8 protein-coding genes are annotated in these 16,308 nt (G+C 38.4%); 4 read left to right on the top strand and 4 right to left on the bottom strand.

Translation table 11 applies throughout. The annotated features are described in order from the left end of the window. Positions 1 to 22 precede the first annotated feature (22 nt). Both DZ858_RS10270 and DZ858_RS10275 read left to right on the top strand, forming a co-directional pair. On the top strand, positions 23 to 976 hold the full coding sequence (locus tag DZ858_RS10270) for a phosphoribosylaminoimidazolesuccinocarboxamide synthase (RefSeq protein WP_117159457.1): 954 nt from the start codon (positions 23 to 25) through the stop codon (positions 974 to 976). 192 nt (positions 977 to 1,168) lie between these two features. Further along, positions 1,169 to 8,725, top strand: a complete 7,557-nt coding sequence (locus tag DZ858_RS10275; protein WP_117159458.1) for a T9SS type A sorting domain-containing protein — start codon at positions 1,169 to 1,171, stop codon at positions 8,723 to 8,725. 32 nt (positions 8,726 to 8,757) lie between these two features. On the opposite strand, the gene DZ858_RS10280 is transcribed toward DZ858_RS10275, so the two are convergent. After that, positions 8,758 to 10,044 (bottom strand): acyloxyacyl hydrolase, encoded by a 1,287-nt coding sequence (locus tag DZ858_RS10280; RefSeq protein ID WP_117159459.1) that lies wholly within the window; start codon positions 10,042 to 10,044, stop codon positions 8,758 to 8,760. Positions 10,045 to 10,127: 83 nt separating this feature from the next. Between DZ858_RS10280 and DZ858_RS10285 the strand changes: the two genes are divergently transcribed. Continuing rightward, positions 10,128 to 11,501 (top strand): alanine/glycine:cation symporter family protein, encoded by a 1,374-nt coding sequence (locus DZ858_RS10285; protein ID WP_117159460.1) that lies wholly within the window; start codon positions 10,128 to 10,130, stop codon positions 11,499 to 11,501. A gap of 14 nt (positions 11,502 to 11,515) precedes the next feature. On the opposite strand, the gene DZ858_RS10290 is transcribed toward DZ858_RS10285, so the two are convergent. The 3 genes from DZ858_RS10290 to DZ858_RS10300 form a co-directional block, all read right to left on the bottom strand. Continuing rightward, positions 11,516 to 12,331, bottom strand: a complete 816-nt coding sequence (locus DZ858_RS10290) for a hypothetical protein (RefSeq protein WP_147309588.1) — start codon at positions 12,329 to 12,331, stop codon at positions 11,516 to 11,518. A 124-nt stretch (positions 12,332 to 12,455) separates the two neighbouring features. Further along, on the bottom strand, positions 12,456 to 13,889 hold the full coding sequence (locus DZ858_RS10295) for an MBOAT family O-acyltransferase (RefSeq protein ID WP_117159462.1): 1,434 nt from the start codon (positions 13,887 to 13,889) through the stop codon (positions 12,456 to 12,458). Between the two features lie 107 nt (positions 13,890 to 13,996). Further along, positions 13,997 to 15,082 carry a M42 family metallopeptidase gene (locus DZ858_RS10300; RefSeq protein ID WP_117159463.1) on the bottom strand — a complete coding sequence of 362 codons (1,086 nt, stop codon included), beginning with the start codon at positions 15,080 to 15,082 and terminating at the stop codon, positions 13,997 to 13,999. Between the two features lie 124 nt (positions 15,083 to 15,206). Between DZ858_RS10300 and DZ858_RS10305 the strand changes: the two genes are divergently transcribed. Further along, a complete protein-coding gene (locus DZ858_RS10305; RefSeq protein ID WP_117159464.1) occupies positions 15,207 to 15,911 on the top strand; it encodes a DUF4294 domain-containing protein in 705 nt (234 codons plus the stop codon). The last annotated feature ends 397 nt before the right edge of the window (positions 15,912 to 16,308 follow it).

Raw genomic sequence — 16,308 nt, forward strand, 5'->3', positions numbered from 1 at the left:
ACCGAATAAAGAAAATATTATAATGAATACCCTAACTTCTACTAATTTTAATTTTCCTGGTCAAAAAAACGTATATCATGGTAAAGTACGCGAAGTCTATACCTTAGAGAATGACACGTTGGTTATGATTGCAACCGATAGGTTAAGCGCTTTCGATGTGGTCATGCCCAAAGGGATTCCATATAAAGGACAGATATTAAACCAGATTGCTACTAAAATGATGCGTGAGACGGAAGATCTCGTACCAAATTGGTTAATCGCTACGCCAGATCCAAACGTTGCAGTAGGGGAAGCTTGCGAGCCTTACAAAGTCGAAATGGTTATTCGAGGGTATTTAAGTGGGCACGCAGCTCGTGAATATAAGTCTGGAAAAAGAATGCTTTGTGGTATGCCAATGCCTGAAGGAATGAAAGAAAACGATAAATTTCCTAAGCCAATTATTACACCTGCAACAAAAGCCGAAGCGGGTGATCATGACGAAGATATTTCTAAAGAAGAAATTTTAAATCGTAACATCGTTTCAGAAAAAGACTATCTTCAGTTAGAAGATTATACTCGAAAGCTTTTCCAAAGAGGAACCGAAATAGCAGCCAAACGCGGATTGATTTTAGTAGATACTAAATATGAATTCGGAAAAACGAAAGATGGAAAAATTGTGCTTATTGATGAAATCCACACGCCAGACTCTTCTCGATACTTCTACGCAGAAGGCTATCAACAACGTCAAGACAACAACGAGCCTCAAAAACAATTGTCTAAAGAGTTTGTAAGACAATGGCTTATTGAAAATGGTTTTCAAGGTCTCGAAGGACAGCAAGTCCCTGAAATGAGTGATGAATATATCAAAACAGTTTCAGAAAGATATATAGAATTATATGAGAATATTACGGGTGAGTCTTTTGTAAAAGCTGATGTTTCAAATATTCAAAAAAGAATAGAACAAAACACTGCAAAATATCTTCAAAACCAACAGTGATTTAAAATTAAATTATAATTGTATTTTATTAAATTTTAATAAAAAGATGGCAAGAGTATTGTTTCTTGTCGAAAGAAATTATTAAATTTTATCATTTCTTTAACAAACCATGATTGTTTTTTCTACGTAGATTAAGTGTAAATGTTTCCGTCTCCCCAGGGAACGTAAGTCTAATTAATCAAAAAACACTTTATGGAAAAAACAACTACCCGAAACTTTTTTTTATTAGTTTCTATTTTGTTAATGACATCATTGTCTTATGGACAATATGTTGTCATGAACAGCAACGATGCAGGACCAGGCTCTTTAAGGCAGGCTGTTATCGATGCTAATGCAGCAGCTGGTTCTAACACGATCACGTTTGATGCAGACTACACGATCAATCTTACTACAGGACAAATAGTAATTAACGATGACCTTACCATTACAGGTACAGGTATCGGAAATACTGTTATAGATGGTACAGGTAATGGTACAGCTCGACTTATCGGAGCTACCAATATTACAGATTTAACTATTGAAGGAATAACATTTCAAAATACAACGGCTACAGCTCCCGGTGCTGCATTAGGAGTCCAAAATGTTGTGAATGCAAACGTTATAGACTCTGAATTCAATAACAATGCAACAAATGCCGCTAACGGAGGGGGAGCAATTGGATCAACGGAGTCTAACCTTTCGGTTTCTGGAAGTTTTTTCGACGGAAACACAGCTATTAACGCAGCTTCAAGTAGTGGAGGTGCCATTGGTCAAGATACTAGCGGAACGCTGACTGTTATGAATTCTGAATTTACAAACAATACAGCAAATCGCGCAGGTGGAGCAATTGAAGTGAATTCTCTAGACCTTATTACAATAACGGATTCAAATTTTGACGGAAATACAGCTGCAGGTCCTCCCGGAAACGGAGGATCTTTGCATATAACAGGGAGTGCAGATGCTACTATATCTGGTTCAACCTTTACTAATAACGTAGCTGCTCTAGAAGGAGGAGCTTTATGGAATGGGCTAGGAACGATGACAGTTTCTAACTCTACCATAGATGCCAATGAAGCACAAGGTGCTGCTGCCGATGATGGTGGTGGAGGTATCTTTAATAATGGTGGAACACTTTTAGTGAATGCCCAAACAACCATAACAAATAATATAGCTTCTGGAGCTTCAGGTTCTGGTGGTGGTATTTTTAGTACAGCTGGAACAGTTGAAATTACTGATCCTGGTACAGCAGTAAATTTAAATAGAGCCAACCGCGCAGGTGGTGGTATTGAAATAGTAGATGGATCGCTTACGCTTACCGACGTATCGTTAAATCAGAATAATGCAGGAGTTGCACCAGCAATTGCTGCGCCTGGTAATGGAGGTGGTATTCACGTATCTAATGTAGCGACCGTTATTATAAACGGTGGTAATATTCAAGCTAATGTTGCTGCAAACCAAGGTGGTGGACTTTGGAATCAAGCTGGAAGCACCATGACAGTTACAAATGCGCCCACACCAAACTTTAGTGATAACATTGCTAGTGGTGATGGTGGTGGAGCTATATACAATAATGGTGGTACATTAGAAGTGCAGCCAGGAAATGTATTGAGCAACAATATTGCCGATGGCCCTTCAGGTTCAGGTGGAGCAATCTTAAATGCTACTCCGGGAACATTCACTATTGACGATGTAACGTTTACTGGAAACACAGCAAACCGTGCAGGTGGTGCAATTGAAATTGCATCAGCTGGAGGAGAAACATATACTTTTTCAGGAGTTACTTTAGATGGCAACTTTATATCGACACCCGCACCAGGAAATGGTGGTGGTTTACATATAAGTGGACCGGGTGATGTGACTTTCACTAATAGTACAATTCAAAATAATACAGCCGTAGAAGGTGGTGGACTATGGAATGGCGCTGGAACGATGACTGTAACAGATACCCAAATTTCAAACAATGAAGCTACAGGCGACCTTGCCGAACAAGGTGGTGGTGGTATTTATAATGAAATGGGAACATTGATTGTAAATGGTACTTCAACTATAGATGGTAATTCAGCAACCGGAACAGCAGGTTCAGGTGGTGGAATCTTAACCAATATAGGATCATTAAATGTAGATAACCTTACAATATCTGGAAATACAGCTGTTAGAGCTGGTGGTGGTATTGAAGTACGATCTAATGCGGGAGATTTATTTGAATTTAACAATGTTACATTCAATAATAATACCGCAACAGGGGCTACCGCTCCTGGAAACGGTGGTGCTTACCACATTAGTGGAGGCGGAGATTCAACGTTTACTGATTGTTTAGTTCAAAATAACACTGCTGTTGAAGGTGGTGGTCTTTGGAATGGAACAGGAACCATGACCTTAGCGGGCTCCAATACAATAAGCAATAACACTGCAACAGGTGATGCCCCTGAACAAGGTGGTGGAGGTATATACAATGATGGTGGTACTTTAGATGCACAAGGTGGTTTATTTAGTGGATTTGCTGATATTTTCGGAAATATGGCAACTGGAACATCAGGTTCTGGTGGCGCTATTTTAAGTACCGGAGGAACTGTAGAAATAGCGGGAGCTTTCATAACAAGTAATGGAGCTAATCGCGCAGGTGGTGCTATTGAAATAATAGATGGTGTTGCAAATATTATTAACACCAATCTTAGTAGTAATGACGTAAACGGAACAGCCGGAACACCGAATCCAGGTAATGGAGGAGGAGTTCACGTAACTGGAAACGGAGCAACCATATCTTTTAGTGGTATTGCATTAGCAAATACAGCTGCCAGTGAAGGTGGTGCATTATGGAATAATGGAGGTACTATGAATGTTTTAACCCCTGCTTTTGGTGGTTTATTTACAGATACTTTTATTGATGGAAACACAGCTTTTGGAGCTGATGCTACCAACGGTGGTGGTGGAATCTTTAACAATGGAGGTACTTTAACCGTTGCAAGCGGTACAAATATAGTGAACAACATTGCTGACGGAGCTTCAGGTTCTGGTGGTGGTATTTTTAGTACTGCAGGTGACTTAACCCTTACTGAAGTAATTATAACCGACAACCGAGCAAATAGAGCTGGTGGTGGTATCGAATTGATTGACGGTTCACTTACAGTCTCTAATTCTACATTAAATAATAATAATGCAGGTGTTTCCCCCGCAACAGCCGCTCCAGGTAATGGAGGTGCTTTGCATATAAGTGGAGCTGCAAATGCTACCATTACAGGTGGAACAGTTGATAGTAATGTTGCTGCTGCCGAAGGTGGTGGTCTTTGGAACGGAACAGGAACCATGACTATTGATGGAACTCCTATTACAAATAACACTGCTTCAGGAGATGATGCTACCAATGGTGGTGGTGGAGTCTTTAACAATGGAGGAACGCTAGACGTTTTAGCCGGTACAGAAATAACAAATAATATCGCTGACGGAGCCTCAGGTTCTGGAGGTGGTGTTTTTAGTACCGCTGGAGATGTAACACTTACCGAAGTAATTATAACCGACAACCAAGCTAACAGAGCTGGTGGTGGTATTGAATTGATTGACGGTTCAGTAACGCTTACAAATGTTACATTAGATACCAATAACGCAGGAGTTGCTCCCGCAACAGCCGCACCAGGTAATGGTGGTGGACTGCACATAAGTGGAGCTGCGAACGCAACGCTAACCGGAGGTACAGTAGACAGTAATGTTGCTGCATTAGAAGGTGGTGGACTATGGAATGGAACAGGAACAATGACAGTTGATGGAACACCTATAACAAATAATATAGCTAGTGGAGCTACTGCCGATGACGGTGGTGGAGGTATCTTTAATAATGGAGGTACATTAGATGTATTAGCCGGAACTAATATCACTAACAACTTGGCAAATGGAACGTCAGGTTCTGGTGGTGGTATTTTTAGTACTGGAGGAACAGTAACCGTAACTGGTGCTATAATTTCACAAAATAGTGCTAACCGTGCTGGTGGTGGTATGGAAGTTATTGAAGGTTCAGTAACTTTAACTAATACTGCACTTAGCATTAATGATGTTAATGGAACTGCAGGAACACCTAATCCGGGTAACGGAGGAGGAATGCACGTAAGTGGTGCCGCAACAGTTTCCATAACAGGTGGTACGGTTTCAGCAAACGAAGCTGCCAGTGAAGGTGGTGGACTTTGGAATCAGGCCGGAGCTACAATGACTGTTACCGATGCGATGGTAAATATAAATACCGCAGCTGGTAACGATGCCGATAACGGTGGAGGAGGAATCTTCAATAATGGAGGTAACTTAGGAATTGTAAATTCTACCGTTCAAAGTAATACCGCTACAGGAACATCAGGTTCTGGTGGTGGTGTATTGACAACTGCTGGTGATGTAACTGTTATAGGCGGAAGTATAGACAACAATTCTGCCAACCGAGCAGGTGGTGGTATTGAAGTAATTGACGGAATGCTTTCTATGGCAAATACGTCATTGAACTCTAACGGAGTAAATGGTTCTTCTGGAGCTCCTAATCCAGGAAATGGTGGTGGAATGCACGTAAGTGGTGTTGCCAATGTTTCCATGTTTGGAGGTACGGTTTCCCTTAACGATGCCGCCGCCGAAGGTGGTGGTCTTTGGAACCAAGCTGGAAGTACTATGGAAATAGATAACACCACAATAGACAGTAATACTGCAAGTGGTAACGATCCTGACCAAGGTGGAGGAGGAATCTTCAACAACGGCGGAACATTGATGGTACAGAATTCTTCTGAAATAACAAATAACGTTGCCGATGGAACTGCAGGTTCTGGTGGTGGAATTCAAAATGTTGCTGGAGGATCTGTAACCGTGAATAACACGATAATTTCGAATAATTCAGCAAACAGAGCCGGTGGTGGTATTGAAGATAATTCTTCAGTAACTGCCGGAAGCATAACGCTGTTTAATGTGAATTTAGATAATAATGAAGTAGGAAGCGCACCGGGTAATGGTGGCGGACTACATATAACAGGTCCTGGTACCGCTATGATAACCAACGGAACAGTGAATGGAAACGTTGCAACTGCCGAAGGTGGTGGTCTTTGGAATGGATCTGGAGAAATGACAGTTGATGGAACAACCGTTGACGCTAATACAGCCAGTGGGGCCGATGCCGATCAAGGTGGTGGTGGAATTTTCAATGAAGGAGGAACACTATCCGTATTGAATGCAACTGTAAGCAACAATGTTGCTGACGGAGCATCTGGATCTGGTGGAGGAATATTGAACAACCAAGGTACCTTAACTGTTACCGATTCTGAATTGAGTGGAAACACTTCAATGAGAGCTGGCGGAGCGATTGAAGATAATTCAGTTGCCGGAAAATTATTGACGTTGACAAATGTTGACTTAATGAACAACGCAACTGCATCTGCTCCGGGTAATGGTGGTGGATTGCACATAACTGGTCCCGGAGACTCAAACATTACAGGCGGAACAGCAAGTGGAAACACTGCTTCTGCTGAAGGTGGAGCGTACTGGAACGGATCTGGAGTTATGACAATCGACGGAACAACTGTTGACGCAAACACAGCTAGCGGAGCCGACGCCGATCAAGGTGGTGGTGGAATCTTCAATGAAGGAGGAACACTTTCTGTACTGAATGCAACTGTAAGTAACAATATTGCTGATGGAGCATCAGGATCTGGTGGAGGAATCTTGAACAATCAAGGAACACTTACCGTAACCGATTCTGAATTGAGTGGAAACACTTCAATGAGAGCTGGTGGTGCAATTGAAGAAAATTCAGTTGCTGAAAATGTATTGACGCTTGAAAATGTTGACTTAATGAACAATAGCACTGCATCTGCTCCGGGTAATGGTGGTGGATTGCACATAACTGGTCCTGGAGACTCAAACATTACAGGCGGAACTGCAAGTGGAAACACGGCATCTGCTGAAGGTGGGGCGTACTGGAACGGAGCTGGAGTTATGACAATCGACGGAACAACTGTCGACGCAAACACAGCCAGTGGAGCCGACGCCGATCAAGGTGGTGGTGGAATCTTCAACGAAGGAGGAACACTTTCTGTACTGAATGCAACAATCAGCAACAATGTTGTTGACGGCGCATCAGGTTCTGGTGGTGGAATCTTGAACAATCAAGGTTCATTAACCGTAACCGATTCTGAATTGAGTGGAAACACTTCAATGAGAGCTGGTGGAGCGATTGAAGATAATTCAGTTGCTGGAAATGTCTTGACACTGGAGAATGTTAACTTAATGAACAACGCTACTGCATCTGCACCGGGTAACGGTGGTGGACTGCATATAACTGGAGAAGGAGATGCTAACATCACAGGTGGAACAGCGAGTGGAAACACAGCTTCTGCTGAAGGTGGAGCACTTTGGAACAGTGTAGGTGTTATGACAATCGATGGAATGACAATCGACGGAAACACCGCAGAAGGAGCCGATGCCGATACTGGTGGTGGAGGTGTCTTCAATAATGGAGGTACACTAAACATTGTTAACGGTACAGCGATTACTAATAATATGGCTACAGGAGCTTCAGGCTCTGGTGGTGGATTATTGAGTACAGCTGGTGATGTTACAATTACTGATGCTACGTTAGATTCCAATGCTGCGAATAGAGCAGGTGGAGCTATCGAATTGATTGATGGTAACTTAATATTTACTACTTCTGAAATGACAAACAACGATGTAAATGGAACAGCAGGAACAGCAGCACCGGGTAACGGTGGTGGTCTGCACGTAACGGGAAACAGCGGATTGATTACAATTTCAGAAAGTATTGTGTCAGGTAATGAAGCTGCTCAAGAAGGTGGTGGATTATGGAACCAAAGTGGAACGATGATGGTTGTTGAAACTACTACAATCGATTCAAACAGTTCTTTTGGAACCGCTGCCGATGATGGTGGAGCTGGTATCTTCAACAATGGAGGTATATTAGAAGTTAATACATCCACAGTATCGAATAATATTGCTTCTGGAGCGACAAGTTCTGGTGGTGGTATTCATAATGCCGATGGAGGTGATGTAACTGTAATGGTAAGTACTATTTCAGGAAATACAGCCAACGGTTCTGGTGGTGGAATTCACAACAACGGAAATAGTTTTGATATCAATGCGGTTACGATAGCGATGAATGAAGCATTAGCTAATGGAGGCGGTATTAATAGTTTGACAACTACATCACTTAAAAATACATTGGTTGCTTTTAATAGTGGAGCAAATGGTCAAGATGTTTCAGGAGTTTTTGCTTCTAATGATTATAATTTGATTGGGACAGACGACGAAAGTGCGTTCCCTGAACAAGCGAATGATATTGAAGAAGTAGATCCATTGGTTGGCCCATTGCAAAACAATGGTGGATTAACCAATACACATCAACTGTTAGAAGGTTCGCTTGCATACAACGCAGGGGATCCAGCTGATCAGTTTAATGATCAAATAGATCAAGCTGTATTTGAAGGTATTCGTGATATTGGTGCATATGAAGCACAGGAAATTTTACTTTCCATCGAGGATATTACGCAATCAGGTAACGGAATTGTTATTTACCCGAACCCTTCAAGAGGAATGGCAACAGTAGAAATTCCAGAAACCTTTGGTACAGCTATTCAAATTACGATAGTTGAATTAGGTTCTGGTAAGATTGTAAATAATCTTAACACGTCTTTCGGGGCAACAGAGCTTAACTTTAATGCAATGGCTAACGGCGTGTATATAATTAATGTAACTTCAGAAGAAGGGACATCAACACACCGATTGATATTGGCTAAATAAATTTCAATTTAGTTTTGTGTGAAAAACCTCTTTCATTTAGTTGAAAGGGGTTTTTCTTTTTTGAAGCTGAAACTATGCACATACCCAAAACTCAATTCAGTAAAATCTGCCTGCCCTAAGTTGGAATTAATGCTCGCCCCTATAAAAAAGTTATTTTTAGGTGCCTTTCGGGTACCGATGAGGTAATATTTTAAACCTAAGCGTGAAGAGATTAATTTTTTGAGTTTAAATTTCGTGCCAAATTCGCCCAAAACAATAACGCTATTTTCAGGTATTTCACGAGGTACCACATCCCAACCTTGATTGATGCGCCAATCTATATTGTATGCAGGTTTATGTAGGTTAAAACCTATTTGCAAATTTATTCCGAAGTGATTTAGCAACACTTCCCCATTAATAAATACGCCTATATTGCTGGCACTCCAAGTAGCGTTTTCTTTAAAAGAATCAAACTCCCGTCCATCTTGCACTAAAGATTCATTATTTGTTATATAATCGTAGTAATGTCTGTAAAAACGATAATATGCGCCAATACCAACCTTATAGGTATTATTAAAAACCTTTCCATATTCGCCAGATACAACATATACGCCTTTTTTATCATTAAAAGGTTTTGCTAAAACTTGTAAGCCATAACCCGAACGCAAAGCGAGATAACTATATCTGCTTGTAGAAAAAACAGGTTTCTTTTCTTCGGAATAAAAAGTAGGTTCAGCATTGTTTTTTATATCTGCTGAAACACCTACTAAAAAAGAGTTGAACCCTTGGTTAGGTAAACGTGTATGTCCGTTAGAATGATGCGAATAGCCAATACCTGCGCGCCAATTTATTTTTTTGGTTGAAAAGACTTTATAATGACTAAATAGTTTGAACGACCAGGTAAAATCAGTTGTAACTGCCTCATTGTTCGGGTTGGTAATAGGATCGTACTTTTCTGTAAAATAAGAAGCACCTGTCCCTACTTGTATCGTAAGACTCTTACTTCTAAAAGCATTAAACTCAATAAATGGCAGTACAGAAATGGCACTACCTAAGTTTTCGGTATTTCCAAAATCGGTATACCCTACACTTATTCCTGTTCTAGGGCCTTTAAGGCGTTGTGCCCATTCTTGAGGATTGTTGTCGTGTTCCCAGCCAAAAGATATTATTGCTTGAGTTTGTAAACCGTGATCTGGAAAATAACTATTAGCATCTGCAGTAATGCCTAGTAAAATTTCAGGACTAACGATAAAATTTGATGTAGGATTGTCACTATCTGTTTGTTGTGCAAACAAATAACTTGAAATCAATAAGAATGTGGCTAGTGTAGTTTTTTTCATAAAGAACAACAAGAAACAATAATAATGTTACTTTTAAAAATTCACAAGTATTTTTAATTAGTATTCTCTTTATCTTCAAACTATTGAAAAAAATAGACTCATTTATTTCTGAAATTGCTTCTCTTGCTTGGGGACTTCCTTTATTAATACTGCTCATTGGGGGCGGATTGTATTTGTTAATACGTATCCGGTTTTTACCCTTTCGGTATTTTGGTCACGCCATAGCCGTTTTACGAGGAAAATATGATAATGAATCTGATAGTGGTGAAATCTCTCACTTTCAAGCCTTAACAACAGCACTTTCAGCGACAGTAGGGATGGGGAATATAGCTGGTGTAGCGGTAGCCATAGCCTTGGGAGGACCGGGAGCGGTCTTTTGGATGTGGGTGAGTGCAGTTATTGGTATGTCCACCAAGTTTTTTACAGCAACACTTGCTATTCTGTATAGAGGAAAAGATAGTGAAGGCAAAGTTCAAGGCGGTCCCATGTATTTTATCATAGAAGGTTTGGGCAAAAAATGGAAACCATTGGCAGTTGTATTTAGTATTGCAGGATTGGTAGGAGCCCTACCCGTTTTTAACGTAAACCAGCTAACACAGGCTATTAATGATATTTTACTGAAACCTGCCGGATTATACTACGGATTTTCAAGTGACTTGATTATTGGGGTTGTGTTAGTCTTAATTACCTCAATAGTTATATTGGGCGGACTTTCTCGAATAAGCAAAACCGCATCAAAACTGGTACCTGCTATGGTATTTTTCTATTTAATAATGGTTTTAATCATTTTGGTTGTACACATTGATGTACTTCCTTATTATTTCAAATTAATTTTTACCGATGCTTTTTCTGCTTCATTTTATAAAGGAGACGCTTTCTTAGGAGGAATTGTTGGTGGAATTATATTATTAGGTATTCGTCGAGGTGCCTTTTCCAATGAAGCGGGGATTGGTACAGCACCTATGGCTCATGGAGCTGCAAAAACCAACGAGCCTATTCGGGAAGGGTTAGTTGCGATGTTAGGTCCGGCTATTGACACCCTAATTGTCTGTACTTTAACGGCATTAACCATTTTGGTAACCGGTGTTTGGCAAAGTAGTGATGCTAACGGAGTAAGTTTAACAGCAACTGCATTTGCAGACGGGATTCCTAACTTTGGCAAATATGCATTATTGCTCTGTATTGCTGTTTTTAGCATATCATCTTTGTTTTCATATTCATATTACGGAACCAAGTGTATGTCTTTTTTGTTTGGTGCTAAGTACAAGGAATACTACAATTACATTTATATAATCAGTATTATCATGGGGGCCACAACATCGTTGAGTATGATGATTAATTTAATTGACACTTTTTTTGCGTTAATGGCTGTACCTACCATGACCGCAACAATTTTATTAGCATCACGTGTAATTAAAGAAGCAAAAAAATACTTTAAGAGTTTAAAACTTAAGTAGGAGAGCAGTTCAGGTTATTCTTCTATTTCCTTTAAAAAAGTGTTTAGTTTTTTAGTCAATTTTTCTGCTCCCTTTGGGTTCAGGTGGTTTTCATTTCTGAAATCTTCAACTTTGAAATCAGGATCTTTTTCAGCATTCAGAAAATAGATGTTTTTATATTTTCTACCTATAAGATTAAGAATACTGTCCCTTCTTCTTAAAACGTTTGGATTACGTTGTTGATTATAATTAGAAAATGTAGGCGGGCTTAAAATAACTACTTTTGAGTTTCTATTTAAACAATATTCAATCATTTTATAAAAGTACTCACTATTATAAGCAAGAACCTTAACATCTTCTCTTTTATATATTTTTACAGGCTTTGTTATAATAGCGTTACTGTCATACTGTAGCTTTTTGAACTTTCCTTCGTAATGGTTTAGATCAAACCCGTATCTATTATACACATCGGGTATGGTATCCTTTAAATAATGAGTTATAAGCATTTCTGAAAATAGTCCCGGGTGCGACTTAAAAAGAAGACTATCAATTGGGGTTACAGAGCGTTCAAAAGTGTTTATATGGTAATATTTAAGGAAGAGACTATTTTTCCAGAAATACTTTGATCTGTGTGGAATTTCAAAATGACCATAGGAAGCTTCGAAAACAACAGTTTTTAAATTTGGAAAACGATCTATAGCACCTTTTAAAATTATAAAGTCTGTATTGTGATGTTGTCCTCGTGAGCTTAAATTTATAGATGGTTTATTTAAAAATGCAGGATTAATACCGCTTTGAATTTGTGAAGATCCAAAAACGATTGTTTCAACGGAGGAACCTTCATTATTCATGTAATCTCTTATTATAGAAAAATTATTCGGAATCTTAGTAACGGCTAATTCAATAATACCATAAGCCACTATTACTGGTATAAAAAAGACACAGCATAGCATTAAAAACCTAAGCTGGTTTTTTTTAAAATTGAAAATAGATGAATTCTTCTTTGGGTCCGGCATAACGTATGATGAAAAAAACAAATAAATAATATATAATCCAACGAATGGGTCTGCTATAAGTTTTTTCTAAAAATTCAAATGGATGGTTTTTGGTTCTGGTTATAACCTCCATAATGATTAATAAAGGTACAAAAAGTACCCGAAAGCCTATTTCCAACGAAAAGGGCTTACTTGGAATGAATGATAAAACCCTATGGATAATATTTAAAGCCATATCAAAATTTTCGGCCCTAAAGAAAATACAAGATGTGATAATCAAAGTAAAACTATAGATTATAGTAACTGGTAAAGGCATTCTGGTTAAAAAATAATTGATGTTATAGGTTTTGCCCTTAACAGTCATAGGTATCCGTTCAATTGAAATGGTGATGGCCTGGAATACCCCAAAAAATATAAAAGTCCAATTGGCACCGTGCCAAAGCCCAATGAGTGTCATAGTTATAAATAGAGCAATGGTTCTGGAAACATAGCTTTTTTTCCAACTTTGTATAAGTGGTGCATATACATAATCTGTAAACCATTTGGTTAGGGTTATGTGCCATCGCTGCCAAAACTCTGCCACGCTCCGTGATAGATAAGGAATGTTGAAGTTTTTGCTCAACTTGAAACCAAACAGCTTTGCTGTACCAATAGCAATGTTTGAGTAGCCGGCAAAATCACAATAAATTTGGAAGAAGAATAGGACAGAGGCATATAATAAGGACAAGCTTCCAAAACTGTTTGGTTCAGAATAAATGGCATTTACTGCCAAGGCAACGTTGTCTGCTACGACCATTTTCATAAAAAGCCCCCAAAGCATCTGCCGTAGCCCATCGACGACTAAAGATCTTTCAAAAGTTCTTTCTTTTTTAAATTGAGGAAGTAAGGATTTGGCTCTTTCAATAGGACCGGCGACCAATTGCGGGAAAAAGCTAACAAAGCATAAAAAGTTTAAAATATTATAAGTGGGTTTAATACGGTTACGGTATACATCAATACTATAGCTCATAGTTTGAAATGTATAAAAACTCAACCCTACCGGAAGGATAAAATTTAAAGTATTATAGGTGTATCCTTGTGCGCTTAGATGAAACAAATTAGCGAACCCTTCAGCAAAGAAGTTATAATACTTAAAAATAAAAAGAACTCCTAAATTCCAAAATATACTCAGGACTAAGTATATTTTTTTGGAGGCTTTGTTATTGGTTGTATGAATGGCTCTTCCAGCAAGGTAATCTACTAGAGAGCTCGCAATAATAAGCGATAAAAAACGCCAATCCCATAAGCCATAAAAAATATAGCTTGCAACAAGGAGAACTGCATTCTGAGCTTTAATACGTTTATAGCCTACAGCCCAATAAATAAGCAGGACAATGGGTAAAAATAACCCAAATGAAAATGAATTGAATAACAAAGGTTAGCTTGTTTTGATTTCAAATATAGTAAAAACAGCAAAAGAAAAAATTTTAAATAAAAAAAAGCCCAAAAATCAATTTGGGCTTACTGCATTATTTATTACGTTTATTCAAAATAACTAAATGTATCTCCATCCTTTAGGTTTAAAAGAGACTCATAAATAAGTTTAATTACATTTTCTACGTCGTCTCGATGCACCATTTCTACTGTTGTATGCATATAACGCAGAGGTAGTGATATTAAGGAGCTGGCAACACCACAGTTACTATAAGCAAAAGCATCTGTGTCGGTTCCGGTAGCCCTTGAGAGCGCTGCTCTTTGAAACGGTATCTTATTCTTTTCTGCAGTATCAGTAATTATATCTCTAAGTTTTTGCTGAACAGCAGGAGCATAGGCAACAACAGGTCCTTTGCCAATTTCAACATCGCCTTGCTTTTTTTGCTCGATCATCGGAGTGCTGGTATCGTGTGTAACATCGGTAACAATAGCAGCATTCGGTTTAATGCGTTCCGCAATCATTTGTGCACCACGTAACCCTATTTCTTCTTGTACTGAATTAGTAATGTATAGGCCAAAAGGAAGTTTCTTTTTGTTTTCATGTAATAGGCGTGCTACTTCAGCAATCATAAACCCACCCATTCTGTTATCTAATGCTCGGCAAACAAATTTGTCTTCATTAAGAATATGAAATTCATCTGGATAGGTGATAACACACCCTACATGAATGCCCATTTTTTCAACTTCTTCTTTATCTTTGCAACCTACGTCAATAAATATATTGTCAGGTTTAGGAGCAGCTTCTTTCGATTTATTTCGGGTATGGATTGCTGGCCAACCAAATACCCCCTTTTTAATCCCATCTTTGGTATGAATATTCACAATTTTTGATGGTGCTATTTGGTGATCGCTACCACCATTTCTTACTACATATAAAAGACCATTATCACTAATATAATTAACATACCAGGAAATTTCATCGGCATGCCCTTCAATAACTACCTTATATTTAGCTTCTGGATTTATAACTCCTACCGCACTTCCGTAGGTGTCTGTAATAAACTCGTCAACGTATGGTTTTAAATATTCCATCCACATTTTTTGCCCATCCCATTCATAACCGGTAGGGGCTGCATTGTTTAGATAGTTTTTTAAAAATGTTAGTGATTTTTTATTCAAGATAGATTTTGCCATAAAGAGTATATTTACTGCTGTTTAATTAATGCGATCAAAATTAATAATTAAATGCTAACTCAAACGTTACAGAATATATAATTTTGGAACAATTTTCGCTTGTTAATAGCAAAAATAACTTTGAATGAGATTGAAACAAAAAACGTTATGCATCTTATTACTCGTATTTACAGCACATGTAAGTATAGCACAAGTAATAGGCCCGGTTAATGAAAAAGAAACAGATACCACTCAAAAACTATACTATATAGTAAAAGGCGATACTATTCCTAGAGAGTTTATTAATCTGGATGAAGTCGTCTTGCTGAATAAGCTAAAGTTCAATTCAAAAAAGGACCGAAGACGCTATCTAATACTTCGCAGGAAAACCCGCAAAGTATATCCTTTTGCAAAGTTGGCTGCAGAACGCTTGACTACAATGAGCGAGCGCCTATCAGAATTCCCCGAAAAAAGGCAAAGACGAACATATACAAAACGAGTTCAAAAGTATATAGAAGAAGAGTTTTCAGAAAAATTGAAAAAACTCACCCATACCGAAGGTCAAATACTTGTTAAATTAATACACAGGCAAACCGGACATACTGCTTTTGAATTAGTAAAAGAACTTCGTACTGGCTGGCGTGCCTTTTGGTATAATACAACGGCTAGCCTTTTTGAAATATCTTTAAAAGAAGAGTACCAGCCTTTTTCCAAAAAAGAAGACTATATAATAGAGGATGTTTTAGAGCGTTCATTTCAGTCCAATATACTCGAACGACAAGCTCCGGCCTTTAAAATTGACTACTTAGACTTAACCGAACACTGGAATAATAACACAGTTGAAAATTAATTCTCTCATGGCTTGCCCATAAAAAATAGTTGACTTATCTTTGCCGTTCGCTCTTTTTGGTAGTAGGTTAATCCTTAAATTGAATAACGTGGCAGTATTCAAGCAATCCAAATCTTTTTGTTGTTTTATCTTTTTATACTTTTTAGTAAAAATTGAGACCTTAATTTAAACTTTGTAAAACACGTTAAGTTTTTCAAATTTTAAAATGCTGCAAAACAGTCTCTTAAAAAAAAGTTTAAAAAAACTTGAAAAAAGTTTTGGTGGGGTAGAAAAAAGGGTTGTATATTTGCAGCCGCTTACAACGGTAAGCAAGTTCTTAAACAGGCGAAAGGAGTAATGATTACGGTGGTTCAAGTCCACTGCGTCTAACAAAATAAGGCTTAAGATTTAAGTCGAG

Source organism: Marixanthomonas ophiurae, assembly GCF_003413745.1.
GTDB classification, from domain to species: domain Bacteria; phylum Bacteroidota; class Bacteroidia; order Flavobacteriales; family Flavobacteriaceae; genus Marixanthomonas; species Marixanthomonas ophiurae.